Origin of the sequence: Streptomyces caelestis (genome assembly GCF_001279005.1) — a bacterium.
Taxonomy (GTDB): domain Bacteria; phylum Actinomycetota; class Actinomycetes; order Streptomycetales; family Streptomycetaceae; genus Streptomyces; species Streptomyces heliomycini.
In genome coordinates, this window is the sequence record NZ_LGCN01000096.1 from 104,080 (window position 1) to 129,012 (window position 24,933).

Here is a 24,933-nt window from a genome sequence, read left to right on the forward strand (position 1 = left end):
CCGAACCGGGTAGACCGAGTCCCATGAGCGCTGTGCACACGGGGCCCGGACTCGCCGACCGCGTCCTCGGAGGCTGGCTGGGCCGGATCGCGGGCAACATGCTCGGCAAGCCGGTGGAGCAGGGCGAGGTGTGGACGCGTGAGCGCATCGACCGCTACCTGCGGCGGACGGACGCCCTCCCCCTGACCGACTACCTCCCCGGGCCGCCGACCGAGAGCGAGGGCCTCGATCTGCGCCCCGAGTGGCGGTCCTGCGTCCGCGGCCGCGTCCACGGCAGCTGCCGGGACGACGACGTCGACTACGCGATCCTCGGCCTCGACCTGCTGGAGACCCACGGCTTCGCCTTCAGCACCGAGCAGGTGGGCGACCTGTGGCTGCTGCGGCTGCCGTACCGGCAGACCTTCACGGCGGAACGGGCGGCCTACCGCAACCTCGCGAACGGCCTCAAGCCCCCGCTCACGGCCACCTACGACAACCCCTACCAGGAGTGGATCGGCGCCCTCATCCGCGCGGACGTCCACGGCTGGACCTCCCCGGGCGCCCCGCGCCGCGCCGCCTCGCTGGCCCGCAAGGACGCGGTGCTGTCCCACACGGGGAACGGGGTGTACGGCGCGATGTGGGCGGCGGCGCTGATCTCGGCCGCGTTCACGGCGCCCACGGTGCGGCACGCGGTGGACGAGGCGCTGACGGTGATCCCGGCGAGCAGCCGCCTCGCCCGCACCGTGCGCCGGGTGGCGTCCCTGCACGAGGCCGGGCTGGCCTGGGAGGACACGCTCACGACGCTCGCGGGGGAGACGGCGGGCCTCGGCTGGATCCACACGGTCCCGAACGCGGCCGTGCTCACCGCCGGTCTGCTGTACGGCGACGGCGACTTCACCTCGACCATCGCCCTGACCGTGCGCGGCGGCCTGGACACCGACTCCAACGGCGCGACGGCGGGCTCGGTGGCCGGCGTGCTGTGCGGCGCCTCCGCCGTTCCCGGCCAGTGGAAGGAGCCCCTCCAGGACACGGTCCGCAGCGCGGTCTTCGGCTTCGACGGGGTGCGCATCAGCGAGCTGGCGGAACGCACGCTGAGGCTGGCGCGAACCGAGTAACCGTACTCGGGCGCGCCGCCGTCCGTCCGCCCCGGCATGGTGTGCATGGTGCGGTGGGTCGTGGACATGGGCACGGCGGTCCGGCCGCGGGAGCCGGAGCCGCTGTCCCGGCGGCTGGTGCCGCGCCGGGAGCCGGCCGAGTCCCTCCACGGCTCCCCGGGGCGCCGCGTGTCGGCCGCGCCGGACGTCCTCGCCGACGGTTCGGGCGCCGCGGAGCCGGAGGACGGGTACCGGGTGCGCCGAGCCGGCGCGGGGCGATATCCGCTCGCCGGACCGGCGCCCCGCGGCCTACCCTCGGCCGCATGAGCAAGCCCCTCGTCGCCCTTCTCACCGGTGCCGGTGTCAGCACGGACTCCGGCATCCCGGACTACCGCGGGCCCGACGGGCTGTGGCGCCGTGATCCCGGGGCCGAGAGGCTCGTGACGTACGCGTACTACATGGGCGACCCGGAGATCCGCCGCCGCTCCTGGCGGATGCGGCGCGCGAACTTCGCGCTCGCCGCCGAGCCGAACGCCGCGCACCGCGCCGTGGTCGAGCTGGAGCGCTCGGGGGTGCCGGTGCGGGTGATCACGCAGAACGTGGACGGGCTGCACCAGCTCGCCGGGATGCCGGACCGCAAGGTGCTCGAACTCCACGGCACGGTACGGAGCGTGCTGTGCGTCGAGTGCCGGGCGCGCGGCCCGATGGAGGACGCCCTCGCCCGCGTCGAGGCCGGTGAGGACGATCCGCCGTGCCTGGAGTGCGGCGGCGTCCTCAAGCCGGCGACGGTGATGTTCGGCGAGCACCTCGATCCCGTGGTGCTCGCCGAGGCGGCGGCGATCAGCAAGGCGTGCACGGTGTTCATCGCCGCCGGGACCAGCCTCCAGGTCCACCCCGCCGCCGGGCTCGCGGAGGTGGCCGCCGGCCACGGCGCCCGCCTGATCGTCGTCAACGCGGAGCCCACCCCGTACGACGGCCTCGCCGACGAGGTGATCCGCGAACCGATCGGCACCTCGCTGCCGGCGCTGCTGCGCCGGATCGCCGCCTAGAACAGGGCGGCCGCACGCTCGAGGTCCAGCAGGCGCCGTTTCCGCTCCAGGCCGCCGCCGTAGCCGGTGAGGCCGCCGCTCGCTCCGACGACGCGGTGGCAGGGGACGACGATGCCGATCGGGTTGCGGCCGTTGGCGAGGCCGACCGCGCGCGAGGCCCGGGGATTGCCGAGGCTGTCGGCGAGCTGGCCGTAGGTGCGGGTCTCACCGTAGGGGATACGGGTCAGCTGCTCCCAGACGCGGCGCTGGAACGGGGTGCCGTGCAGGCGCAGTTCGAGGGTGAACTCCTTCAATTCGCCCGCGAAGTAGGCCGCGAGCTGCTCCCGCGCCTCGGCGAAGGGGGTGTCGTCGGGGGAGCCGAAGGTCTCCTCGGGCGGGCGGTGGCGCTGATCGGTCATGTAGAGGCCGCACAGGACGCCGTCGTCGGCGACGAGCGTCAGCGGGCCGTAGGGGCTGTCGGTCACGGTGTGCTGCTTCATCGGCTGGGGGTCCCTGGTCTCTTCACGTCGGCAGGAAGTTGACGGGGTGGTTGTCCGTCGCCCACAGGTACTGGACCGCGTACGCCCGCCAGGGCCGCCAGGCCGCCGCGCGTGCGGTGAGGGCGGCCGGGGTGGAGGGCAGACCCAGTTCGCGGGCGGCGCGGCGGACGCCGAGGTCGGTGGGGAGGAAGGCGTCGGGGTCGCCGAGCGCCCGCATGGCGATGACGTCGGCCGTCCAGGGGCCGAAGCCGGGGAGGGCGAGGAGCCGGGCGCGGGTCTCGGACCAGTCGCTGTCGGCGCCCAGGTGGAGGTCTCCGTCGGCGAGCCGCCGTACCAGGGTGGTGAGCGTGGTGCGGCGGGTGCGGGGCAGGGCGAGGGCCTCGGGGTCGAGCGCGGCCAGTGCCCCGGGGGACGGGAAGAGGTGGGTGAGGCCGCCCTCGGGGTCGTCCACGGGGGTGCCGTGCGCGGTGACCAGGCGGGCCGCGTGGGTGCGGGCGGCGGCCGTGGAGACCTGCTGGCCGAGGACGGCCCGGACGGCGAACTCCGCCGCGTCGACGGTGCGCGGCACGCGGCGGCCGGGCGCCTTGCCGACGAGGGGCGCGAGGACCGGGTCCGTGCGCAGCTGCTCGTCGACGGCGACCGGGTCGGCGTCCAGGTCGAGCAGGCGGCGGCAGCGGCTGATGGCGACGGTGAGGTCGCGGGGGTCGCCGAGGGTGAGGCGGCAGGCGATGTGGTCGGGGCGCGGGGTGAGCGCCACGACGCCGTGCCCGTACGGCAGGCGCAGGGTGCGCCGGTAGGCGCCGTCCCGCCACTCCTCCACGCCGGGCACGGCGGTGGCGGCGAGGTGGCCGAAGAGGTTGTCGGGGTTGAGCGGGGCGCGGAACGGCAGGCGCAGGGAGAGCGTTCCGGGGGTGCCGCGAAGGGTCTGCTTCGGCGCCCGGGTGCGCAGCTCGCCGGGGGCGAGCGCGTAGACCTCGCGGACGGTGTCGTTGAAGGTGCGGACGGAGGAGAAGCCGGCCGCGAAGGCGATCTGCGCCATCGGCAGGTCCGTGGTCTCGATGAGCAGCCGCGCGGTCCGGGCGCGCTGGGCGCGGGCGAGCGCGAGGGGGCCCGCGCCCAGCTCGGCGAGCAGCTGGCGTTCGACCTGCCGGGTGCTGTAGCCGAGCCGGGCGGCGAGACCGGGGACGCCCTCGCGGTCCACGACGCCGTCTGCGATCAGCCGCATGGCGCGGGCCACCGCGTCGGCACGGTGGTTCCACTCCGGTGAGCCGGGGCTGGTGTCGGGCCGGCAGCGTTTGCAGGCCCGGAATCCGGCTTGCTGACAGGCCGCCGCGCTCGGGTGGAAGACCATGTTCCCGGGCTTGGGCGGGACCACCGGGCAGCTGGGCCGGCAGTAGATGCCGGTGGTCAGGACGGCGGTGAAGAACCAGCCGTCGAACCGTGCGTCCTTGGACCGCACGGCGCGCACGCAGCGCTCGGTGTCGGTGTGCATCCCCTTCTGCATGCCTCAAGGATCGGGCACGGCGGGCGCCCCGGTCCGGCGGGAATCCGACATCGACGTCCCGTGTGCTGCGGTTGTCCGGACCGGGCGCCGCGTGCGCGCCGTATCGCCGTGCCGACGCGCGGAGCGGCCGCGGCCCGTCCGGGCCGGCGCGGTGGGGACCTCGTGGCCGGCGACGCCGAGCGGGCGCGCCCGGGCGCGGACGGCGTCGCGCGGGTCGCCACCCCGCTCCGGGCCCCGCCCACGCCCTCCCGGCCGCTGCTCCTCGCCCGGCTGCGCGCGGGCATGGTGCCGGTCACGGAGCAGTCGGCCCGCTCGCACCGGCTGCGGCCGCCACGCGGTCCGGGCCCGGTGGCCGCTCCGTGGTGTGCGCGCCGTACGACGGCCGTGTCGCCGGAGTGCTCGACCGGGCCGTCCACCCCGTGGGGCGCCTGCGGCCGGGGATCAGCGGCACGGCCGGGCGAGCAGTCCCCGCATGGTCTCGGCGGCGCGTACGGCGGCGTCCGCGCAGCAGTTGTTGAACAGCACGTGCAGCTCGTCCGTCCGCTGCGCCGCGCGGCGCAGCCGGGGGACCCAGGCGGCGAGCTCGGCCGCGTCGTAGTCGTGGCGGAAGCGGTCCTCCTTGCCGCCCCTCCCCCACGCCCTGCTGCGGCCGTGGAACCGTACGACGGCGAGGGCGGGACGGCTGACGGGCGCGACGGGCGGCAGGGATCCGGTGAGCCCCTGGGCCATGTCCACGCCGACGGCCGTCGCGTCCAGCGCGGACAGCAGCGCGAGGGTGTCCTCGGCACGTCCCGCCTCCCACCACGCCGGATGCCGGAACTCGACGGCGAGCGGCCAGCCGGCCGTGCGCCGCGCGCACTCCTCCAGCGTCCGCTCGGCCGGGGCCCCGGGCGCGAACCAGGGCGGGAACTGGAACAGTACGGCGCCCAGCCGCCCGGCCGTGCGCAGCGGCTCGACCGCCTCCGCGAACCTCCCCCACACCTCGTCCAGCAGGGCGCCGTCCACCGGCCGGTCCCGCAGGTCGGCGGGGAGCGCCTGCGGCCGGGTGGGGTGGCCGGTCAGCAGCGAGAACGCCTTGACGTCGAAGCGGAACCCGTCCGGTGTGCGCTCCACCCACAGCTCGCTGTTGCGACGGCGGGGCAGCGCGTAGTAGCCGGAGTCCACCTCGACGACGGGCAGCCTGGAGGCGTAGTGCCGCAGCCGTCCCTCGGCGTCCCGCCGGCCGCGCGGGTACCAGCCGCTCGCCACGAGCATGCGGTCCGTCCACGAACAGGCCCCGACCAGAATGTCACCCATGGGAGCCCGGTTACCCCGGGCTCCCGGGAGTGTGTCCTCCCTACTCGGTCGCCGTGGGCCGGCGTGAGGCCGCCGTCGCCCCGGCCACGTCCGACAGCGGGCGCAGGCGGTAGGTGTACGCGTAGTCGCGGTCGGCGAGGAGCTTGAATTCGTCGTGGGTGTGCGCGCCCCAGCTGTTGTCGCCGCCGACGCCCATCTGGCGGTGGTTGACCCGCAGGACGACCGCGTCCCGCGGCGTCAGCTGGTAGTCGTGCCGGACGCCGGCCGACAGGTCCTCCGGGGTGAAGTGCGAGGCGTTGATCTCCAGGAGGGGCTCACCCGACACCAGCAGACCGCGGCCCCTGCCGTCGGTCAGGGCGGCCCAGCGGACGTCGGTCCTGTTGCCGTTCTCCTGCGGGCGGATGTAGGGGGTCCACTGGTCGGCCACGGTCGAGGTGTGACGGCCCACGTCGGTACCGGTGTTGCGGTCCCAGTGGTTCTCCTCGGGGCCGCGGCCGTAGTAGTGCAGGCGGTCCAGGCGGCGCGGCAGGAACAGCAGCGTGCCGACCTCCGGGATGTACGGCAGGTTCGCCGCGCCCGGGTGCAGGGTGTTGTCGACCTTGATCTCGCCGTTGCCGAACACCGTGTAGGCGGTGGTGTACGCCGACTCCACGGTGGTGGGCAGCGTGCCGCGGACCGTGATCTCGACGGCCCGCTCACCGAGGGCCCGCACGGTGACGCCGGTGACCTTCCGCCGGGCGCCGGCGTCGCGCCAGGTCCGGTTGCGGGTGTGCTGGCCGTTGCCGCGGTCGTTGTCGGTGGGCGCCCGCCAGAAGTTCGGCACCGGACCGGAGGTGATCAGGCGGGTGCCCTCCGCCTCGTAGGAGGTGATGGTGCCGCTGCCCTTGTCGACGGTGACCGAGAAGCCCTTGCCGGTGATCCTGACGTCCTTCTCGCGCTCCTCGTGGCGCAGGGGCGGGACGTGCGACAGGGGGACGGGGGTCACGGCCGGGCTCGCGGCGCCGAGCGGGAGCTGCTGCCGGGCCACCTCGAAGCCCGCCTCGGCCCACTTCGTGGGCTCCCGCGTGGTGAAGGAGAGGTGGAGGAAGTACTCCGTGCCCGGGTCCGGGTCCTTCGGCAGGCGTACGGGCAGGGTGATGTCCTTCCCGGACAGCGGCGGCACGTCCAGCTGGTCCCGGGTCAGCCGTCCCCGCCGTACGACCTCGCCGTCGGCGACGAGTTCCCAGCGGCCGTCGAACTCGCGGAGGCCGGTGAACAGGTACTCGTTGGTGAGGGTGACGGCGCCGGGGGCGCCGTCGTCGGAGGTGCGGGCGGCGTTGATCGCCTGGTGGACGCGGGTGACCTCGGCGGCCTTGCCGGTGTGGCCGCGGTCGGCGGTGACGATGCCGTCCGCGACGAAGGCCCCGTCGTTGGGGTTGTCGCCCCAGTCGCCGCCGTAGGCGAGGAACGTCCTGTCCCGGGGCTGCTTCGTCACGGCCCCGACGGTGGCGGCGTCGAACCAGAACCGCACACCGTCGTCGCCGGGTCCCCGGTCGTCCGAGGCCAGTTCGGCGGCGGTGAGGGCGCGTGCGTAGACGCGGGCGCGGCGGACGGTGCCGCTGAACTCCCGGGTCTGGTTGTCGGCGTCGGAGGCGAGGGCGAGCGGCGCGGTGGTGCTGCCGGGGCGCCGGGTGGTGGTCCGGGTGCTCCTCACCGCGCCGTCGGCGTACAGGGTCAGCGTGCCGGCGTCCGCGTCGAAGACGCCCGCGACGTGGTGTTCGCGGCCCGTCCAGTCGTCCGGCAGCGCCCAGTTCGCGGTGATCCACTGCCCGTCGGAGTGGATGAAGAACTCCAGGGTGCCGTCGGTCTGCTTGAGCGCGTACTGGGTGTCGCCCTTGGTGAGGATGGGCTGGTGGTGTCCCGTCACTCCGGGGGTGACCCACGCCTCCAGGGTCAGTGAACCCGTGAGGTCGAGGCTGTCGTCGCGTTCGAAGACCGTGATGCCAAACAGGCCCTTGTCGCGGTCGAGGCCGCCGCGGGTGGCGAGGATCTCACCGCGCAGGCCGGCCGGTCCGGACTCGGTGAGCAGGGTGCGGGCGGGGACGGGCGTGTACAGGGACTGGTCGGCGAAGTCCCAGATCCAGCCGCCCTGGAGGACGTCGTGGCGGCGGACGACGTCCCAGTACTTCTTGAGGTTGCCGTTGGAGTTCCCCATCGCGTGGGAGTACTCGATCATGACGTACGGCCGGGTGTCGGCGGTGTCCTTCGCCCGCTGCTCGACGCGCGCGGGGCTCTCGTACATCTTCGAGCGGATGTCGCTGATCCCCGGCCGGTCGTCGCCCTCGTACTGGATGACGCGGGTGGGGTCACAGGAGCGGATCCAGTCGTGCATGGCGGTGAAGGTGGCGCCGCCGCCGGCCTCGTTGCCGAGCGACCAGATGACCACCGAGGGGTGGTTCTTGTCGCGGTGGACCATGTTCTGGGCACGGGCGACGCAGGCCGCCGTCCACTGCGGGTGGTCGCCCGGGTACTCGGAACGGATGCCGTGGGTCTCGAGGTTGGTCTCGTCGACGAGGTAGAGGCCGTACTCGTCGGCGAGTTCGTACCACAGCGGGTTGTTGGGGTAGTGCGAGGTGCGGACGGAGTTCATGTTCATCCGCTTGATGAGCGTGATGTCCTCGACCAGGTCCTCGCGGGTGAGGGCGGTGCCGCGGGCCGGGTGCATCTCGTGGCGGTTGGTGCCGCGGAAGGAGACGGGTCTGCCGTTGATCCGCATCAGTCCGTCCTTGAGCGCGAACTCGCGGAAGCCGACGCGGTGGGACAGGGTCTCGACCACCTTGCCGGCCGGGTCGCGGAGCCTGAGGACGGCCGTGTAGAGCTCCGGGTGCTCGGCCGACCACAGCCGCGGCCGCGGTACGGCCTTCGAGGCCCGTACGGTGACGTCCTCGTCGGCGCCGACCGTGCCGAGGTCGGCGCTCTGCTCGAGCGGACGGGACCAGACGGCGTGCCCGCGGGCGTCGTACAACTGCGTCTCGACGGTGTACCGGCCCGCCCCGTCGCCGCCGTACGCCCGCACGCTCGCGGTGACCGCCAGCTCGGCCCGCGTGTACGTGTCGTTCAGCGGGGTGTCCAGCTTGAAGTCGCGCAGGTGCACGGGCGGGGTGGAGTACAGGTAGACCGAGCGGAAGATGCCGCTCAGCCGGATCATGTCCTGGTCCTCCAGCCAGTCGCCGTCGGCGTAGCGGTACACCTCGACGGCGATCTGGTTGGCGCCGGGCCTGAGGTGGTCGGTGATGTCGTACTCGGAGGGCGTGTAGGAGTCCTCGTCGTAGCCGACCAGTTCGCCGTTGATCCACACGTAGTGGGCGGACTTGACGCCCTCGAAGTGGAGGAAGGTGCGGCGGCCCGTCCAGTCGCGCGGGACGGTGAAGGTGCGCCGGTACTGGCCGACCGGGTGGTAGCGGGTCGGGGCGGCGGGCGGCCGCGGCTGCTCGCCGCGGCCGTTGGGGCCCCCGTACGGGTAGGTGATGTTCAGGTAGATGGGGAAGTCGTGGCCGTGCAGCTGCCACACGGACGGAACCGGGATGGTGTCCCAGTCGCCGTCGTCGGTGTCGGTGCGGTGGAAGTCGGCGTCCCGGTCCTCGGGGCGGTCGGCGTAGGCGAACTTCCAGGTGCCGTCGAGGTCGAGCCGGTAGGGCGAGCGGGTGCGGTCGGCGGCGAGGGCCTGGCGCACGTCCGCGTACGGCATGAGCGTGGTGTGCGGCGGCTGGGTGCCGAGCCTGAAGACGCCGAAGTCGTTCCACTCCGGGGGCGCGTCGGCCGCCGCCCGTCGGCCGGCCGCGTGCGCGGCGGCGGGCGACGTGGACAGGGCGAGGGCGCCGAGCACGGCGGCGCCGGACTCCAGGAGGCGCCGGCGGCTGACGACCGGCGGTCCCCCGTGGGGGGACCGGCCGGCGGGGGACGTGTGCGGGTGCGGCATGACCGTGGCCTTCCTCGGTACGACAGAGCACTGCACGGACTGAGGGCACGTCGGACTCCTCCTCGACGCGCCGCCGGAGGAGCGGCGTTGTGGCAGGGAAGAATCGCGACTGCTGGTGACGGAGCAACTACTGGGCCAGCCACACCCTAGGACTCGCACACAAACGAAGCAATGATCCCGTCGGACTCTGTTCGTTCCTGGGGATTCGGTCGGCGCCTCCGGACGTCCCCCGCCTGGAATGATCTGGCCATGCCACGGACATGCACCCGCCTCCTCGCCGCCCTGCCGCTCGTCCTGCTCGTCGCCGTGACGGCCGGATGCGCCGACGGGAAGACCTCCTCGTCCGAGCCGCAGGGCTACTGCCCCCTTCCCGAGGAGCGGGGGCCCGCGCCCTCCCCCTGCATCACCTTCGACTGGAACCGGCGGCCGGCGGAGAACCACGCGTACCGCGAGCGGGTGACCCTCACGGCGGACCAGCAGGAGGCGGCGGCACCGCGGGCGAAGGCGCCGGCCACCGCGTTGCGGAAGCCGGCGGACGCCGAAACCACGGAGGACGGGCTCCGCGCGGCGGCCGCCGACGCCGTCGGAGTGCGGCCGGAGAGGATCGAGATACGGACACGGGGCTTCGGGGTCCCCGATCACGGTGTGCTGGTCGGCGGCGGCGAGGACCGGGTGTGTCTCAACGGCACGGTCGACGCCGCCGGCCGCGTCGACGTGGAGGTCGTCGGCCGCACCCTCGACGGCACGTGCCTGCCGGGCGAGGGCGGACACTGACGTCCGGGGCGCCGCGGCACACGCCTCGCGCATCCGCGCGCCGCACGCCCGCCGCGACCGTCCGCCGCGGCATCGGGCGACGGTCCTCCGGACCCGGGCCCAGGGGCGGGGTCAGCCGCGCCGCCAGGTCTGGTTGGCGGTGCCGGTGCAGGGCCACAGCTTGACCGGCGTGCCGTCGGCCTCCTTGCCCCACCACACGTCGACGCACTTGTCGCCGGCCTTGAGCGACACCAGGTCCTCGGTGCTGTTGATCTTGAACTTCTGTCCGCTCGACCCGTCGCACCGCTGCAGCAGGACGGCCGTTTCCTTCGCCACCGACCCGCCGTCCAGGCCCATGCACAGGTCCTCGCCGATGCGCAGGGTCCTGTCGGTGTCGTGGAAGGACCAGATCTGGGCGCCTGCCGAGGCCCCACAGGGCTGGATGACCAGTTCCGCCCCGACTGCCCGGGAACGCGCGGTGAGGCACTTGCCGGTGTCGGCGCTGACGATCCGGGCGGTGGCGACGGTGACCGCCGCGTCCGCCTTCTTCTCGGTCTGCCGGGCCGGCTCCTTGGCCGCGTCCTCCTCTTCCTTCCGCTGCGTGGCGGCCCGCGGGCTCGCGTCGGTGACGGAGCGGGAGGCGGAGTCGTCCGGGGACGCCTTGCCGTCACCCTTCGTCTCCTCCTCCCCGGTCTCCGTCTTCTTCCCGCCCTCCGTCTCCTTCCCTTCCTTCTCGTCGTCGCCTTCCCCGCTCTTCGGCGAGTCCGCCGGAGCGCCGTCCTTCGGGGGCTCCGCGGCATAGACGCCCGGCTGCTGCTGTTCCTCCCGACCGTCGAGCAGCGCCCGGGAGTCGGCAGCCGCGTCGGCTCGGCCGCCGGGCCGCTCGTCCCGGTCGCCACCGGCCATGATCAACAGCGGTACGGCGAGCAGGATCACCCCGGCGATCCCGGCGGCGGCCAGCATGGGGGCCTTCGGCCGCCCCGGCGCATCGTCACCGTCGCCGTCGCCGCTCTCCCTCCCGGCCCCGCGGGCGCCGCCGAGTGCGGCGGCCAGTCCGGACCGGGAGGCCGCGGTGCGGGCCGACGTGGCGGCGCCCGCCGCCGTCTCCGGCCGTTCCCCGCGGTCCGTGCCCGGTTCCGCGGCCTCTTCCCGTGCCTCCGGCCCGTTCACGGCCGGGGCCGTCCCGGACTCGGCCGTGGAGGGGGTTTCCGTCTCACCCCGGCCGGCCGCGCCGGCCCCGGCGTCGCCTTCGGCGACGGCGGCGGCAGCGGTGGTGGCGGTGGCACCCGCGGTGGCCGTGCCGCGGCGCGGGGCGGGCCGCAGCACGGCCTGCCCGACGTCGTCGCCCACCGGGGACAACACCACCGCACGACGGACCGGTGGCCCGCCGTCGGCGCCGGCCGGGCGGGCGGACTCGCCGCCATCCGGCCTGTTCTGCCGTGACATTGCTCGTTCTCCTTCGTTCTCACGGTTGTCCGCCGCACGGCGGCCGCACACGCGCGGCGCCCCGCGGCCGGGGCGCGGTGCCGGGTCCGGAACACCACCGGCCTCCGCCGGGAGGAAAGTACGGCTCCGGGCGCAGGCGACCGGACCGGTTCCGCGCCGTCCCCGTTCTCGCCGAGCACCGCACCGCGCGCGGGGTGCCGCGTCCTCGCCTCCACGACGGCGGAATCGGATCGGTTCACGGCCACTGCGGCACCGTAGTGGGACCGGATGACCGGCAGGACCTCCGGGACGTCACTCCAGCGACCCCCGCGCGTCCCCTCCCGGTCACCTTCCCCCCGTCCCGCGGCGTGCGGATGTCGCGACCGGGGCGGTGGTGGCCTCGGCGCCCGTCAGCCGGTGCCGGCGACGACCGGCACGACGGCCAGGACGACGAGGACGGCGGTGGGAAAGGTCCGGGCGGCGGTGCGGTACCGGTGTGCTGACTGCATGGTGCGCGGGATCTCCTCGGGCATGGGCGCCTCGGTGTGAGGCGGCTCCCCTGCTGCTGAGGACGTGCGGCAGGGACACCGGGTTCACCGGCGGGCCGGCCGTCAGGGGCGTCCGCCCCCGGCGGTGACGCGCGGCGCCCGCGCCCCGCGGGTGGTTCTCCGCGGACCCGCCCTGGTTCCCGTCAGCCGAGCTGCCGGGCGAACGCCTGGTACGCCCGGTCGTCGAAGAGGACGAACCTCACCTCTTCGACGGCGGTCGGCGTGCTGCGCACCGTCTCCACCGCGATGCGGGCCGCGTCGTCCATCGGCCACCGGTACACGCCGGTGGAGACCGCCGGGAACGCGACCGTCCGGGCGCCCAGCTCGTCGGCCACGCGCAGCGACTCCCGGTAGCAGGAGGCGAGCGGCGCGGGATCGCTGCCCGGCCCCTGGTGCACCGGGCCGACGGTGTGGATCACCCAGCGGGCGTCGAGGCGGCCCGCGGTGGTGGCCACCGCCTGCCCGGTGGGGAGGCCCCTGCCGTACCTGGAGGCCCGCAGGGCGCGGCATTCGGCCAGGATCTCCGGTCCGCCCCGGCGGTGGATCGCGCCGTCCACGCCTCCCCCGCCGAGCAGGGACGAGTTGGCCGCGTTGACGATCGCGTCGGCGCTCTGGTGGGTGATGTCGCCCTGGACGAGCGTGATCGTGGTGGTCATGTCCGGCGCAGCCTCCTCCAGACGGCCTTCGCCGCGTTGTGCCCCGACATACCGTGCACACCGGGGCCGGGCGGGGTGGCCGACGAGCAGATGAAGACGGCCGGGTGCGGGGTCGCGTAGGGGAACGGGGAGAGTTTGGGGCGCAGCAGGAGCTGGAGTCCGGAGACCGCGCCGGAGGCGATGTCTCCGCCGACGTAGTTGGCGTTGCGGGCGGCGAGCTCGGGTGGTCCCGCGGTGGCGCGGGCCAGGACGCGGTCGCGGAAGCCGGGTGCGTAGCGCTCCAGTTGGCGCTCGATGGCGTCGGTGAGGTCGCCGGTCCAGCCGTTCGGCACATGGCCGTACGCCCAGAAGACGTGTTTGCCGGCCGGGGCCCGGGTGGGGTCGGCGACGCCGGGCTGCACGGTGATGAGGAAGGGCGCGTCGGGGGCGCGGCCCTCGCGGGAGGCGGCGCGCAGGGCGGCGGCGATCTCACCGCTGTCCGCGCCGATCTGCACGGTGCCGGCCGTACGGGCCTGGGGCGCGGTCCACGGCACGGGGCCGTCCAGCGCGTAGTCGATCTTGAAGACGCCGGGGCCGTAGCGGTAGTTCGCGTAGTGGTCGCCGAAGCCCGCGATGCGGGCCAGGGCGGTGGGCGAGGTGTCGAAGACGTACGCCCGGGCCGGCGGCAGGTCGTCGAGGCGCTTGACCTCGTAGTCGGTGTGGATGCTGCCGCCGAGGTCCTCGAGATACGCGGCGAGGGCGTCGGAGACGGCCTGGGAGCCGCCCCTGGCGACGGGCCAGCCGCGGGCGTGCGCGGCGAGGGCGAAGACCAGCCCGACGGCGCCGGTGGCGAAGCCGCCGAGGGGGGCCATGACGTGGGCGACGAGGCCGGCGAACAGGGTGCGGGCCCGTTCGTCGCGGAAGCGGCGCGTGAGCCACGTCGACGGGGGCAGGCCGGCCAGGCCGAAGCGGGCGAGGGTGACCGGGTCGCGGGGCAGCGCGGTCAGCGGCAGCGACATGAAGTCGCGGACCAGGGTGTCCCACTTGGGCAGGAAGGGGGCGACGAGGCGGCGGTAGGCGCCGGCGTCGCGCGGTCCGAAGGAGGCGGCCGTCTCCCCGACCGACCGGGACAGCACGGCCGCCGTGCCGTCCGGGAAGGGGTGGGCCATGGGGAGTTCCGGGTGCAGCCACTCCAGGCCGTAGCGATCCAGCGGCAGGGCGCGGAACGCGGGTGAGTTGACGGCGAGGGGGTGGGCGGCGGCACACGGGTCGTGGCGGAAGCCGGGGAGGGTGAGTTCCTCGGTGCGGGAGCCGCCGCCGACGGTGCCCTTCGCCTCGAACAGGGCCACCGAGAAGCCGCGCCGGGCCAGCTCCACGGCAGCGGTCAGCCCGTTCGGCCCCGCACCCACCACGACCGCATCGAGCATCGACGGCACCTTCGGACTCCTTCGTCAGCCGACGGCCACTGGGGATCAGGATATGCCGGGCCGCCGGCGTTCTCCCGGGGCCTGCGGGCGGGGGATCGGTCTCAGGCTCCGGCCGCCAGCAGTTCCACCACCCGGCGGGCCGTGGCCGCGTCGCGGGCCGCGGTGAAGGGCAGGGTGTTGCCTCCCCTGATGCCGAAGGGCCTGCCCGCACGGGTGAGGTGGGCGCCGCCCGCCTCCTCCACGAGGAGCAGACCGGCCGCGTGGTCCCACGCGGCTTCCCAGCTGAACGCGGTCGCGTCGGACTCGCCGCGGGCGAGGGCCAGGTACTCCAGTCCGGCCGAGCCGCAGGCGCGGGGGGCCACGCCGTCCGTCCACAGACCGAGCAGGGCGCGCTTCTGCTCGTCCGTGGTGTAGTCCGGGTGGGAGGTGGCCACGCGGAGGTCGCGGCCGGGTTCCGGGGAGCCCGCGCGCAGCCGCTCGCCGTCGAGGTGCGCGCCCTGTCCCCGTACGGCCGTGGCGAACTGGTCTCGGGCGGGGGCGTAGGTCCAGGAGGCGTGCACGACTCCGCCCCGTGCGAGGGCGACCAGGGTGCAGAAGCCGGTGTCGCCGTGCACGAACTGGCGGGTGCCGTCGACGGGGTCGACGATCCACACCGGCGCCTCGCCCTGTATCGCCTCGTACGACGCCGGGTTGGCGTGCACCGCCTCCTCGCCGACCACGACCGAACCGGGCAGCAGGGCGGCGAGCGCGTCCGTGAGGTACAGCTCGGCGTTGCGGTCGGCGTCCGTCACCAGGTCGTGCGGGCCGCTCTTGAGGTCCACCTCGTGGTCGGCGAGCCGCCGCCAGCGGGGCACGATCTCCTTCGCCGCGGCCTTGCGGACCAGTTCCTCCACGTCGGAGGCGTGCCGGGCGAGAAACTCGTCGATGGTTTCGTTGGTCTCGATCATGCCTCCATGAGAGCACGCGCCACTGACAATCCCCGCCCGCCCGGTGCACAGCGGGTGGAATCGGGATGAAAATGGGGTGCCCGCCCACGGCGCCATGGGCTCAGCGGCCCACCGCGTAGCCCTGCATGCCGCGCGGGTTGGCCGCCGCGGAGAGGACGCCGGTGGCCGGGTCCCGGGCGACGGCGCAGAGCCGGCCCTCCGACCAGGCGTCGCCGACGATCACCTCGTGGCCGCGGCGGCGCAGCTCCGTCACCACCGCCGGGTCCGTGCGGGACTCGACGGTGACGCTGCCGGGGCGCATGCCCCGCGGGTGGAAGGAGCCGGGGAAGCTGTCGTTGTGCCAGTTGGGGGCGTCGACGGCGCCCTGGAGGTCGAGTCCGCCGCGCACCCGCTCGCGCAGGGCGACCGCGAGGAAGAAGTGCAGCTGCCACTGGTCCTGCTGGTCCCCGCCGGGCGTGCCGAACGCCATGACGGGCACCCCGTCGCGCAGGGCCATGGACGGGGTGAGGGTGGTGCGGGGTCGGCGGCCGGGGGTGAGGGTGCCCGGCAGGCCCTCCTCCAGCCACGTCATCTGCAGCCGGGTGCCGAGCGGGAAGCCGAGTTCGGGGACGACGGGGTTGGACTGGAGCCAGCCGCCGCTGGGGGTGGCCGCGATCATGTTGCCCCAGCGGTCGACGACGTCCAGGTGGCAGGTGTCGCCGCGGGTGCCGCCGTCGGCGAGGACGTCGGGTTCGCCGGGCACGGGGGACGTGGGGCTCTTGGCGACGGTGGGCTCCCCGACGCCCATCGGGCCGGCGCCGGGCTCGTCGGTGGCCACGACGCACGCGTGGGCGCTCAGCCGGGGGGTGCGCCCGCCGGGGCTGCCGGGCCGCAGGTCGTGGGAGGCGCGGGGGCCGATCCCGGTTCGCCGCTCGGCGTTGTACCCGGCCGACAGCAGGTCGTCGAGCGGCACCTCGGCCGCGTCCCCGTACCAGGCCTCGCGGTCGGCCATGGCGAGCTTGCAGCCCTCGATCAGCAGGTGCAGGTAGTCGGCGGAGCCGTAACGGGGCAGTTCCGGGGGGAGCAGGGCGAGTTGCTGGAGCAGGACCGGGCCCTGGCTCCAGGGGCCGGCCTTGCACACGGTCCAGCCGTTCCAGTCGTACGTCACCGGGGTCTCGTAGGTCGCGGACCAGCCGGCGAGGTCGGCGGCGGTCAGCGTGCCGGCGTGGCGCTCCCCGCTGGTGTCCATGGTCGGGCGCCCGGCCTGCCGGACCAGTGCGTCGGCTATGAAGCCGGTCCGCCACACCTCCCGCGCGGCGTCGATCCGCGCCTCCCGGTCGCCCGCCCCGGCGACCTCGGCGAGCAGACGCTTCCAGGTGGCGGCGAGGGCGGGGTTGCGCAGCAGTTCGCCGGGGCGCGGGGCGCGGCCGCCGGGCAGGTACACCTCGGCCGAGGAGGTCCACTCCGTCTCGAACAGCTCGCGCACCGTCTCGACGGTCCGGCCGACGCGCTCCACGGGCGGGTGCCCGTCCTCGGCGTACCCGATGGCGTACTTGAGGACGTCGGCGAGGGTCTTGGTGCCGTGGTCGCGCAGCAGGAGCATCCAGGCGTCGAAGGCGCCGGGCACGGGCGCGGCGAGCGGTCCGGTGCCGGGGACGAGGTCCAGGCCGAGCCCCTTGTAGTGGGCGACGGTCGCCCCGGCCGGGGCGACGCCCTGCCCGCACAGCACCCGCACCTCACCGCCGGCCGGCGCGAGCAGGATCGGCACCTCACCGGCCGGGCCGTTGAGGTGCGGTTCGACGACGTGCAGCACGAAGGCTCCGGCCACGGCGGCGTCGTAGGCGTTGCCGCCGTCCTCCAGCACGGCCATCGCCGACTGCGAGGCCAGCCAGTGGGTGGAGGACACCATGCCGAAGGTGCCTTGAAGTGTGGGTCGAGTCGTGAACTGCATCTCTCACCTCGGTGTTCGCGGGCGTCGGTCGATCCATCCAACATCGAGCGCCCCGCGGGGAGAGTCCGGGGAGGATGAGCGTGTGGCCATCTCCTGCGCACGACCCCGTCGCCCCTCCGCCCGGGTCGGGCTGTCGGCGTCGGCCGCACACAACGTGGCACGAACCCGAAACGCTCTGGAGGACGCATCTGCCCAGGCCGGCGATGACTCGATCCATGACACCGCAGGTCCGCGCCACCAGGCGGACATCTACGCCCGAGTACCTCGCGACGTCTTGAATCGGTCTTGAAGTCAAAGCTCGGCGCTGGATAGATCCTTGCGGGTACACGACCGATCGGGGGGGAACGCATGGCGGTGCGGTTCAAGGTGCTGGGCGCCCTCGACCCGGATGCCGCACAGGCGTTCCGGTTGCTCGGTCTCGCCCCCCTGCCCCGACCTCGGCCTGTCCGCCGCCGCCAGCCTCACCGCCCTCCCCGTGTCACAGGTGCGCTTGCTGCTGCGCAGACTTCAGGCCGCACACCTGGTCCAGGAACACGCCCCCGGCCGTTATCGCATGCACGACCTCATCCGCCTCTACGCCGCCGAACGGGCGCGGGAGGAACCGACCGACGACAGCGACGAGGCGCTGTCGAGGCTGGTGGATTTCCACCTCCGTACAGCTCATACCGCCGCCGGGCGGTCGGACCCGCATCGGGACCAGATCCACCTTGCCGCTGCCCGGCAAGGTGTCGTGCCACAGGAATTGACGGACAGCGGTGCAGCCTTGGCCTGGTTCACCGCCGAACACCCCGTGCTGCTCGGTACCGTCGACACCGCGGTCACCGCTCGTCTCGACGCACAGGTCTGGCAGCTGGCCCAGGCCCTCGAGACGTTCTTCGACCATCGCGGTCATTGGCACGACTGGGCAGCCAACCAGCACACCGCCCTCAAGGCCGCACAGCGACTGGGCGACCGGTCCTGGCAGGCGGGGGCGCACCGCAGCCTCGGCAGCGTCTACACCCAGATGGGCCGACTCGACGACGGACACACCCACTTCCGCCGGGCACCGGACCTCTATGGACACCTGGACGATCGGATCAACCAGGCCCACACCCACCGCGGCCTGGGCTGGGTGCGCGACCGACAGGGGCGCCGGCTCGACGCACTCGACCACAACGAGCGGGCGCTGGCCCTCTACCGGCAGACCGGGCACAGGACCGGCCAGGCCAAGGACCTGAACAACGCCGGCTGGCTGCACATCATGCTCGGCGACTACCGGCAGGCACTCGACTACTCCGCCCAGGCCGTGGCCGTCAACCAGGAGACCGGTGACCGGCACGGCGAGGCGGGAGCGTGGGACAGCCTCGGCGACACCCACCTTGCCGCCGGCGACCCCGACGCGGCCCGGCCGGCCTGGCGCCAGGCCCTGAAGATCGCCGATGAGATCGGCCACCCCTCCGCCGGTGAACTCCGCGACAAGCTCAGCGAGCTCACCCCCGACGAGGGAACCGGCCGCCGACGCGCCGGCGACTGACCCTTGTCGCGCGGGCGGCACCTGTTCAGGAGTGTGCTTTTTTTGTATTTTTCCCATCTTTTCGACGACTAGCGTGATGACCGCAAGGAAGTACCCAACCCGGCGGAATCACAGGAGGATTCACGCATGCTCAAGCACATCGAAGCCATGGGTGCCCGTATGGTGGCGCTCGTGGCCCCCTCGCTGACCGCGGAGGCAGCCGCTGCCGAGGTCTGTTACGACGAGTACTCCCACTGCGCCCGCGGCTGCAATTGGGGCCGCAACCGTCTGGCCTACGACCGGATCTGCAACGGGCAGTACCGCTACACCTGGTACGCCGACTGCGGCACGTGCGCCGACTGATCAGCGTCTTCGGTGATGTGTACGGCCCCGGCCTCCTCCTGGAGGGCCGGGGCCGTTCGCGCTGCGCCGTATGTCGGCAGGAGTCTCACCGGTGGGCACACCGGGCGATCCACGGTCCGTGTCACCTGGACAGGTCCGCCTCCGCCTCATCCGGCTCGCGGTACCCGCGGGACTGCGTCCTGAACAGTCGGGCGTATATGCCCCCGGCGGCGAGGAGGCGCCCGTGGTCGCCTTGCTCGGCGATCCGTCCGTCGCTGAGCACCGCGATGTGGTCGGCCGCCCTCGTCGTTCCCATGCGATGGGAGATCAGCAGGCTGGTGCGCCCCGCCCGGTACTCCCCCAGCCTCTTGTGGATCTCGTACTCGGCCTCCGCGTCGAGCCCGGAGCTGGGTTCGTCCAGGATGAGCAGGTCCCGGTCGTCGCGGAGGAACGCCCGCGCCAGGGCCACCCGCTGCCACTGGCCTCCGGACAACAGCATTCCGGAAGCGGGATCGTCGTCGGCGGGGTTCTCGAACATCCTGCTGAGGAAGGTGTCGTACCCGTGAGGCAGTCCGTCGATCAGGTCGTGGACTCCAGCGCGCCGGGCGGCCACCGCGACGCGAGGCCGGTCCCCGAGGGCGGAGAGGTCGCCGAGCCCTATGTTCTCTCCCGCGGTGAGGTCGTAGCAGGTGTAGTCCTGGAACACCGCGCTCATCCGCTCCCGCAGCTCGGCCGGGTCGAGGTCGCGCAGGTCGACGCCGTCCCACAGCACCACACCGCGGGTCGGATCGTAGAGTCGGCACAACAGCTTGACCAAGGTGGACTTCCCCTCGCCGTTGTGTCCGACCAGGGCCGTGGTCTCCCCGCTCGCGATGAACAGGTCGACTCCGCGCAGGATCCATGGCTGGTCCTCGGCATAGCGAAACCACACCCCACGGAACTCGATGCCCCGGCGCAGCGGCGGTACGGCGCATGCCGCCGCGGGCACGGGGAGGGTCGACGGGGTACGCATGACAGCCTGGTGGTGGCCGAACATCAGCATCGCGTCATGCACGCCGGACAGACTTCTTACGACGCTTGCGAGGGAACCCTGCGCACCGGCCACGGAGGCGGCGAACATGGCGACGTCGCCGGCGGTGAACTCTCCCGACAGCGCCGCCCGGGTGGCCCAGACCAGCCCCGCGCCGGCCACCGCCGCGGACAACAGTGACAGCCCGCCCTGAGTGTGCAGCGCGCGCCGGTCCAGCCGGTCCTTGGCCGCATTGATGGTGCGCATCTCGCTGAGCATCCTGCCGCGCAGGAACCCTGCGAGGCCGAAGAGACGGACCTCCTTGGCCGCCTTCAGGTCACGCAGGAGATCCGTGTAGAAGATCTCCCGGCGTTCGGCCGGTCCCAGCCGCCAGCGCAGACCCGCCCGGCGCCGGTTGAGTGCTGTCTCCGCCAGCAGTGCGGGAATCACCGCTGCCGTCACCACGCCGGCCATGACGGGGCTGAGCAGAATGAGCGCGACGAGGAATCCGCCGAGGGTGAGCCCGCCCTGCAGCAGACCCAGCAGACTGGTGAGGATCTGCCCGGGGCTCTCGCTCCCCGCCTGCTGCGCCAGCATGAGCCGGTTGTGGAAGCGGGGGTCCTCCAGCTGGGCCAGCCCCTGAAGAGTTCCCGTCTTGGTGAACAACCGGTCCCTGACGGTGAGTTTCACTCTGCGTGACAGTCGGTTCCCCGCGTACACCGCGGCGTGGGGAACCAGCGCGGAGATCACCCCGGCGGCCGCCAATGACCCGGCCCACACGAGAAGGTGGCGCAGTGCTCCGGGGGACGGCTGAGTGATGCCGTCGAGGAGGAGCTTGGTGAGCCAGGCGGACAGCACGGGCGCCCCGCCGGCGCAGAGAGCCGCCAGGACGAGGAGGGCAACGGCGGAGGGATCGGCACGGCAGGCCAGGGCGAGGGCGACCAGCACATCCTTCAGCCGTCCCCGGTCGGCCTCGTCGGACCGTGGCCGCGCTGCGGGGCTCCTCACACCGTCACCCCGGCGGGCAACTCGGCGACTTTGCGGGTGGCGAGGGTGACGGCGCCACCGGCGCCCAGAATCCCGAAGGCCGGGAAGCCGTCGACGGCGAAGGCCGACTGAACCGGTCCGTCCGGCTCCTCGACGACGACTCGGGCCACGTCCGCGAACTCCCGTGCGTAGTCGGCGGCTTCTCCGGGGGGTCCAGAGATCACGACGAGCACGTGGTCACGGCCGCCGGGTACGGCGGCAGCGTAACGGAGCATCGGCGGTACGGCCTTCTCGCACGGCGCGCATCCGGGCGACAGGAAGCCGAGGACGGTCGGAACGAGGAGCGTGTCGCGTGAGACGGTCTCCCCCTCGATGGTTCCGGCGGTGAACGGGCCCGCTTCGGAGCCCATGGGGCGTGGTCGGCCCGCCATCCGGTTCTGCCGCTGCTCTCCCCCGCCTTCGGCGAGAAGTCCCGCATGCTCGCGCATCCGCAGGACGACACCGAAGGTGATGACCAGGTTGAGCAGGCTCAACAGGACGAGGAAGCAGATCAGGGCGACGAGAATCGGCATAACAACCCCTCTTTTCTGGGCACGGGTGGCTGGTGATGCGGGGTGGAAGCGTTTATCGGACGGGCTCGGGAAGGTTGGGGCGTGTGGTGGGGAGGAAGAGCTCCACAAGGTCGTCGAAGAGGACGAACACGCTCGCGAGAACGGCCCCCGTAGCGGCCGCCAGGACGACTCCCGGACCGTCCGCACCGCTCTCCGCGGCTGTCATGTGGCCGAGCAGCCCTCCCACGGCGGCAAAGACGAGAAAGAGATTGCGAATGACGTGACGGACGCCCAGCACCGATCCACGGGCTCCGAAGCAGCGACAGGGCGCCTGCGTGCCGTTGACCAGGGCCAGGGCGATCACGGCGGTGAAGGCCAGCAGTAACGCCAGGCTGAGACTCAGCGCGGCGGCGTGGAACCAGGAAGCTTGTACCCGCAGCGGCCCGACCGGCATCAGGGCGCAGGCGAACAACGCGGGCACCATGGCCTCGGCGGCTGTCGCCATGACCGCCGCGGCACGCGCACGGGACGGGGACAGCAGATTCAGTCGGCGCACGGATCCGACGAAGGCCCGAAAAGCACTCCGGTTGCGTGTCTTTCCCATTACGGCGGTCAGGAACACAACGGCCAACAGGAGTTCGCACCCCGTCGCCACGTATTGCATATTGCCTCCCGCTCTCTGGTTTTCCGGCCGTCGTTTCGGACGCTATCGACAGGGGGCACAGGGGCGATACAAACGCCGTACAGGACAGGCTCATGCCTCCCGGGCCCGCCTCATCCGTCCAGCCGTCCGACCACGTGCCCGAGCAGTTGGTCGGTGAAGAAGTAGCCGTGCTCACGGGAGTCGTAGCTCGCGTCCCGGTTGTCTCCGAGAAGCACGAGCCGACCGGCGGGTACCACGGTTTCGGGCACGTGGCGCAGGGCAGGCACGCCTTCCCGGGGCACCGGGTCGCCGGGCAGCGCGGCCACTCGCTTGATGAGGCACGGTCCCGTCCGGCTCACGGCTGGTTGCCGGTCGCCTCTTCTGAGACGTGCGCCGTGTGGAAGGGGTCCTCGTATGTAGGTGAGATCCCGTACCACGACGACCGACGAACACTTCAGGCGCCGCACTCCCGTGCGACGGACCACGACCCGGTCGCCCTGGCGAAAGGTCGGCTCCATGCTGGTACCGGAGACGGTGACCACGGTGTAGAAGCGGCGCAACCACAGAATGCCGCTGCCGAGTGCGGCGGCGCAGCCTGCCGCGGCGCCCGCGGTAAGGACGAGGGACACGTGTGCCTCCGGTCGTTGTGCGTCAGGATGGGCTCGTAGGTGAGGGCCATGGGCCCGTCGGCGGTTCGGGCCGCCCGGAACGGGACGCGTTGGCGGTCACGCCGCCCGTCGGGGCGGCTCGCGCTCCGGCTGCCGCACCCAGCCGTCACCTTCTTGGTCGACCCCGTGACGGGGTTCCCGGGCTCCGCGGCGGTCAGCAGCGCCGGCGCCGGCTCACCCTGCCCGGCCGCTGATCACTGTGACGGGGCGACGCGTCACTTCCCCGACAGGCTCACAGGCCTCCTCCGCCTGCCGTCCACAGCCCGGCAGACAGCGGAGGGCAGGCCACGTGGCGCGAGTGAGACCGAACGGCGCCCGACACGGGAAGGGCGGAAGAGATACCACGGAGCGGTGGGGAGGGGCGAGAGCCCGACAGTTCGCAGGACGTGGCGGAACCGATCGCCGGATCGCGGTTGAGGATCGCCCGGTGGATGCTGCGCAGTTCTTCCCCGGGCTCGATGCCGAGCTCGCCGGCGAGCCGTTCCCGGGCATGCGCGTACGCGCGGAGTGCTCCAGCCGTGTCCCCGCACGCATACAGGGCTCGCATGAGCAGGCCCCAGGAGCGCTCCCGGAACGGCTCTTCGCCGAGCAGCACCCGTAGCCTGAAAACAGTGTCGGCACAGGGACCGAGAGCGAGCACGGCCTCGGCGTGGTCTTCCACGGCCACCATGTACCGCTCGCGCAGGGCGTCAAGCCGAGCTGCCAGGCACGTGCCGACCCCGGTGATCTGCCCGGCGGGTCCGCGCCAAAGACCGATGGCCTCCCCCAAGCGCGCCGCCGCGGTCGAGGCATCACCGCGTAGCAGTGCTGCCCGGCCGTCCTGCGCCACCTTTTCGAAGCGGGTGAGGTCGAGCCGCTCCGACGTGACGAGGAGCTCGTAGGACCGCCCCCGACCCACGATCTCGACGTCGTCGAAGCCGGAGAGGGCGCGGCGGAGCCCGTTGACGTAGCTGCGCAGGTTCGCTCTCGCGGAGGCGGGTGCTTCTTCCTCCCACACGGCGTCGGTGAGCCAGTCCAGTCCGACCGGCCGGTTGAGGTGGAGCAGCAGCGCGAGGAGGAGTGTCCGCTGTTTGGGTCCGCCTACGGGGACGACGTCCCCGTAGGCGCCGATCACCTGTACTCGGCCCAGAACCTGGAAGGTGTGATGCATCGATCCTCCGGTCGTGTCAACAGCACGGTGTACGGCGGGTGTCTGCCGGCAGTCGGGGCCGGTCCACCGCGGGCTTCGCCAACTGCTGGTCCCTCTGGCCCTGCCGGTGTTTCTGCGTCGCGCCCTCACCATGGCCAACTGATCGTGGGAATACCTTCGGAAAGTCTTGAATCGCATCGGACCAGCAGATCTCCGGAGCGATGTCCCGGGTCGACGCGGTCACGAGCGACTCCGGGGCAGGGGAATGCACACAGGGAGAGGCGCCCGCAGCGCCGGGCGCCCGTGCTCGACGCCGAGCGTTCCCTCTCCGGAAGCGGAGCGGCCGACCGGGCAAGTCGACTCAGGTTCTGGTCCGTTCCTCACCCAGGTGCCGCCGACTACGGCCATCGTGCTCGCCGGCCGAGAACGGCGCGGCACGTGTACCACCATCAGGCGAGGAACTTCCCGGCCGCTTCATCATCGACTCACCTTCTCCGAAGCCCCGGGTGAGCGGCCTTCCGCTGGGGAGTTCCTTGTCGCTGGGGGAGGCTACGGAGAGTTCCGGCGGCATGAGCCGACACCCCGCCAGAAGACACTGGAAGACGCGTTTTGGCGGGTCAGGATCCCATATGACAGCAAAGGCCCAGGCCAGCACCCCGCCCCGGGTCTTCCGTGCCGGAGGCGCCCCGGGGGGTGGGGCGGATGGTGAACCGCGTCGCTCACCTCGGAGTTCGCGCGGTGCCGGCGCCGTCGCCCGTCCGTTCGGTCCTGATCGGCCGGCGGGCTGCCGATCGACGCCGGCCTCCTCACGCTCCGGTGTTCTCACTCTCCGGCGCGATCGCGGTGTCCTCACGGTCCGACGCGATCGCGGTGTCCTCACGGTCCGACGCGGACCCGGCGCTCTCGTCGGCGCGGCGGCGGGCGTCCTCGTCGGTGCGGGCGTCGTAGCTGATGAGGTTGGGCAGCGCGGCGGCGAGCAGGCCCACCGCGGCGACGCAGGCGAGGCCGCCGGTCCAGATCGCCGGGCGGGCGCCGGTCCAGCCGGCCATCGCCCCGGCGCGGACCTGGCCGAGCTGGGGGCCGACGCT

The 24,933-nt window shown here is 73.1% G+C and carries 21 protein-coding genes and 1 pseudogene; 6 read left to right on the forward strand and 16 right to left on the reverse strand.

Annotation, left to right across the window (positions count from 1 at the left end):
* Window positions 1-23: 23 nt before the first annotated feature.
* Genes ADK41_RS09810 through ADK41_RS09820 form a run of 3 tightly spaced genes read left to right on the forward strand, consistent with a single transcriptional unit; the run spans window position 24 to window position 2,122 of the window.
* The gene (locus ADK41_RS09810; RefSeq protein ID WP_030819200.1) at window positions 24-1,094 is read left to right on the forward strand and encodes an ADP-ribosylglycohydrolase family protein; all 1,071 of its coding nucleotides are present in this window, start codon (window positions 24-26) and stop codon (window positions 1,092-1,094) included.
* Between the two features lie 45 nt (window positions 1,095-1,139).
* Window positions 1,140-1,400: a hypothetical protein gene (locus ADK41_RS41620; RefSeq protein ID WP_158717620.1), complete on the forward strand. Its 261-nt coding sequence runs from the start codon at window positions 1,140-1,142 to the stop codon at window positions 1,398-1,400.
* Window positions 1,397-2,122 carry an SIR2 family NAD-dependent protein deacylase gene (locus tag ADK41_RS09820; protein ID WP_030819203.1) on the forward strand — a complete coding sequence of 242 codons (726 nt, stop codon included), beginning with the start codon at window positions 1,397-1,399 and terminating at the stop codon, window positions 2,120-2,122. The genes ADK41_RS41620 and ADK41_RS09820 overlap by 4 nt, the downstream gene beginning before the upstream one ends.
* Here the strand turns inward: ADK41_RS09820 and ADK41_RS09825 are convergent.
* The 4 genes from ADK41_RS09825 to ADK41_RS09840 form a co-directional block, all read right to left on the reverse strand.
* Window positions 2,119-2,601: a methylated-DNA--[protein]-cysteine S-methyltransferase gene (locus ADK41_RS09825; protein ID WP_030819206.1), complete on the reverse strand. Its 483-nt coding sequence runs from the start codon at window positions 2,599-2,601 to the stop codon at window positions 2,119-2,121. The two genes, ADK41_RS09820 and ADK41_RS09825, sit on opposite strands and share 4 nt — an antisense overlap.
* Window positions 2,602-2,623: 22 nt before the next feature.
* Complete coding sequence (locus ADK41_RS09830; protein ID WP_030819208.1) at window positions 2,624-4,093, reverse strand: AlkA N-terminal domain-containing protein; 1,470 nt, start codon at window positions 4,091-4,093, stop codon at window positions 2,624-2,626.
* A 453-nt stretch (window positions 4,094-4,546) separates the two neighbouring features.
* Window positions 4,547-5,401 (reverse strand): DUF72 domain-containing protein, encoded by an 855-nt coding sequence (locus ADK41_RS09835; RefSeq protein ID WP_030819210.1) that lies wholly within the window; start codon window positions 5,399-5,401, stop codon window positions 4,547-4,549.
* A 40-nt stretch (window positions 5,402-5,441) separates the two neighbouring features.
* Window positions 5,442-9,359: a glycoside hydrolase family 2 TIM barrel-domain containing protein gene (locus ADK41_RS09840; RefSeq protein WP_030819211.1), complete on the reverse strand. Its 3,918-nt coding sequence runs from the start codon at window positions 9,357-9,359 to the stop codon at window positions 5,442-5,444.
* 249 nt (window positions 9,360-9,608) lie between these two features.
* Here ADK41_RS09840 and ADK41_RS09845 point away from each other — a divergent pair, with 249 nt between their 5' ends.
* The gene (locus ADK41_RS09845) at window positions 9,609-10,133 is read left to right on the forward strand and encodes a hypothetical protein (protein ID WP_030819214.1); all 525 of its coding nucleotides are present in this window, start codon (window positions 9,609-9,611) and stop codon (window positions 10,131-10,133) included.
* Between the two features lie 111 nt (window positions 10,134-10,244).
* Here ADK41_RS09845 and ADK41_RS09850 read toward each other — a convergent pair whose 3' ends face one another.
* The 6 genes from ADK41_RS09850 to ADK41_RS09870 all read right to left on the reverse strand — a co-directional run bounded on the left by ADK41_RS09850 (window position 10,245) and on the right by ADK41_RS09870 (window position 17,024).
* A complete protein-coding gene (locus ADK41_RS09850) occupies window positions 10,245-11,558 on the reverse strand; it encodes an RICIN domain-containing protein (RefSeq protein ID WP_030819216.1) in 1,314 nt (437 codons plus the stop codon).
* Between the two features lie 389 nt (window positions 11,559-11,947).
* Window positions 11,948-12,070 carry a hypothetical protein gene (locus ADK41_RS43890; protein WP_267883135.1) on the reverse strand — a complete coding sequence of 41 codons (123 nt, stop codon included), beginning with the start codon at window positions 12,068-12,070 and terminating at the stop codon, window positions 11,948-11,950.
* Window positions 12,071-12,228: 158 nt separating this feature from the next.
* A complete protein-coding gene (locus ADK41_RS09855) occupies window positions 12,229-12,741 on the reverse strand; it encodes an O-acetyl-ADP-ribose deacetylase (protein WP_030819218.1) in 513 nt (170 codons plus the stop codon).
* A complete protein-coding gene (locus ADK41_RS09860) occupies window positions 12,738-14,147 on the reverse strand; it encodes a phytoene desaturase family protein (RefSeq protein WP_030819221.1) in 1,410 nt (469 codons plus the stop codon). The genes ADK41_RS09855 and ADK41_RS09860 overlap by 4 nt, the downstream gene beginning before the upstream one ends.
* Before the next feature lie 101 nt (window positions 14,148-14,248).
* Window positions 14,249-15,094: an inositol monophosphatase family protein gene (locus ADK41_RS09865; protein WP_030819223.1), complete on the reverse strand. Its 846-nt coding sequence runs from the start codon at window positions 15,092-15,094 to the stop codon at window positions 14,249-14,251.
* A gap of 100 nt (window positions 15,095-15,194) precedes the next feature.
* Window positions 15,195-17,024 (reverse strand): gamma-glutamyltransferase family protein, encoded by a 1,830-nt coding sequence (locus ADK41_RS09870; protein ID WP_030819224.1) that lies wholly within the window; start codon window positions 17,022-17,024, stop codon window positions 15,195-15,197.
* 475 nt (window positions 17,025-17,499) lie between these two features.
* On the opposite strand from ADK41_RS09870, the gene ADK41_RS09880 reads away from it, so the two are divergent.
* Entirely contained in the window at window positions 17,500-18,537 is a 1,038-nt protein-coding gene (locus ADK41_RS09880; RefSeq protein ID WP_234318515.1) for a tetratricopeptide repeat protein, read from the forward strand.
* Between the two features lie 126 nt (window positions 18,538-18,663).
* Entirely contained in the window at window positions 18,664-18,879 is a 216-nt protein-coding gene (locus ADK41_RS09885; protein ID WP_030819230.1) for a hypothetical protein, read from the forward strand.
* Window positions 18,880-19,000: 121 nt separating this feature from the next.
* Here ADK41_RS09885 and ADK41_RS09890 read toward each other — a convergent pair whose 3' ends face one another.
* The 6 genes and pseudogenes from ADK41_RS09890 to ADK41_RS43005 form a co-directional block, all read right to left on the reverse strand.
* Window positions 19,001-20,875: an ABC transporter ATP-binding protein gene (locus ADK41_RS09890; protein ID WP_234318516.1), complete on the reverse strand. Its 1,875-nt coding sequence runs from the start codon at window positions 20,873-20,875 to the stop codon at window positions 19,001-19,003.
* A complete protein-coding gene (locus tag ADK41_RS09895; protein WP_030819234.1) occupies window positions 20,872-21,426 on the reverse strand; it encodes a TlpA family protein disulfide reductase in 555 nt (184 codons plus the stop codon). Before ADK41_RS09895 ends, ADK41_RS09890 begins: the two co-directional genes overlap by 4 nt.
* A gap of 52 nt (window positions 21,427-21,478) precedes the next feature.
* Window positions 21,479-22,069, reverse strand: a complete 591-nt coding sequence (locus ADK41_RS09900) for a MauE/DoxX family redox-associated membrane protein (protein ID WP_051842788.1) — start codon at window positions 22,067-22,069, stop codon at window positions 21,479-21,481.
* A gap of 110 nt (window positions 22,070-22,179) precedes the next feature.
* Window positions 22,180-22,677 carry a S26 family signal peptidase gene (locus ADK41_RS38295; RefSeq protein ID WP_199821886.1) on the reverse strand — a complete coding sequence of 166 codons (498 nt, stop codon included), beginning with the start codon at window positions 22,675-22,677 and terminating at the stop codon, window positions 22,180-22,182.
* Window positions 22,678-22,948: 271 nt separating this feature from the next.
* Window positions 22,949-23,866, reverse strand: a complete 918-nt coding sequence (locus ADK41_RS09910; RefSeq protein WP_051842799.1) for an AfsR/SARP family transcriptional regulator — start codon at window positions 23,864-23,866, stop codon at window positions 22,949-22,951.
* 785 nt (window positions 23,867-24,651) lie between these two features.
* A pseudogene (locus ADK41_RS43005) lies at window positions 24,652-24,933 on the reverse strand (MFS transporter); the annotation flags it as partial.

What these genes read in the sequence shown, in the direction of transcription:
- ADK41_RS09810 (WP_030819200.1), top strand. Translation starts at nt 24, where the DNA reads ATGAGCGCTGTGCACACGGGGCCCGGACTCGCCGACCGCGTCCTCGGA.
- ADK41_RS41620 (WP_158717620.1), top strand. Translation starts at nt 1,140, where the DNA reads ATGGTGCGGTGGGTCGTGGACATGGGCACGGCGGTCCGGCCGCGGGAG.
- ADK41_RS09820 (WP_030819203.1), top strand. Translation starts at nt 1,397, where the DNA reads ATGAGCAAGCCCCTCGTCGCCCTTCTCACCGGTGCCGGTGTCAGCACG.
- ADK41_RS09825 (WP_030819206.1), bottom strand. Translation starts at nt 2,601, where the DNA reads ATGAAGCAGCACACCGTGACCGACAGCCCCTACGGCCCGCTGACGCTC.
- ADK41_RS09830 (WP_030819208.1), bottom strand. Translation starts at nt 4,093, where the DNA reads ATGCACACCGACACCGAGCGCTGCGTGCGCGCCGTGCGGTCCAAGGAC.
- ADK41_RS09835 (WP_030819210.1), bottom strand. Translation starts at nt 5,401, where the DNA reads ATGGGTGACATTCTGGTCGGGGCCTGTTCGTGGACGGACCGCATGCTC.
- ADK41_RS09840 (WP_030819211.1), bottom strand. Translation starts at nt 9,359, where the DNA reads ATGCCGCACCCGCACACGTCCCCCGCCGGCCGGTCCCCCCACGGGGGA.
- ADK41_RS09845 (WP_030819214.1), top strand. Translation starts at nt 9,609, where the DNA reads ATGCCACGGACATGCACCCGCCTCCTCGCCGCCCTGCCGCTCGTCCTG.
- ADK41_RS09850 (WP_030819216.1), bottom strand. Translation starts at nt 11,558, where the DNA reads ATGTCACGGCAGAACAGGCCGGATGGCGGCGAGTCCGCCCGCCCGGCC.
- ADK41_RS43890 (WP_267883135.1), bottom strand. Translation starts at nt 12,070, where the DNA reads ATGCCCGAGGAGATCCCGCGCACCATGCAGTCAGCACACCGGTACCGC.
- ADK41_RS09855 (WP_030819218.1), bottom strand. Translation starts at nt 12,741, where the DNA reads ATGACCACCACGATCACGCTCGTCCAGGGCGACATCACCCACCAGAGC.
- ADK41_RS09860 (WP_030819221.1), bottom strand. Translation starts at nt 14,147, where the DNA reads ATGCTCGATGCGGTCGTGGTGGGTGCGGGGCCGAACGGGCTGACCGCT.
- ADK41_RS09865 (WP_030819223.1), bottom strand. Translation starts at nt 15,094, where the DNA reads ATGATCGAGACCAACGAAACCATCGACGAGTTTCTCGCCCGGCACGCC.
- ADK41_RS09870 (WP_030819224.1), bottom strand. Translation starts at nt 17,024, where the DNA reads ATGCAGTTCACGACTCGACCCACACTTCAAGGCACCTTCGGCATGGTG.
- ADK41_RS09885 (WP_030819230.1), top strand. Translation starts at nt 18,664, where the DNA reads ATGCTCAAGCACATCGAAGCCATGGGTGCCCGTATGGTGGCGCTCGTG.
- ADK41_RS09895 (WP_030819234.1), bottom strand. Translation starts at nt 21,426, where the DNA reads ATGCCGATTCTCGTCGCCCTGATCTGCTTCCTCGTCCTGTTGAGCCTG.
- ADK41_RS09900 (WP_051842788.1), bottom strand. Translation starts at nt 22,069, where the DNA reads ATGCAATACGTGGCGACGGGGTGCGAACTCCTGTTGGCCGTTGTGTTC.
- ADK41_RS09910 (WP_051842799.1), bottom strand. Translation starts at nt 23,866, where the DNA reads ATGCATCACACCTTCCAGGTTCTGGGCCGAGTACAGGTGATCGGCGCC.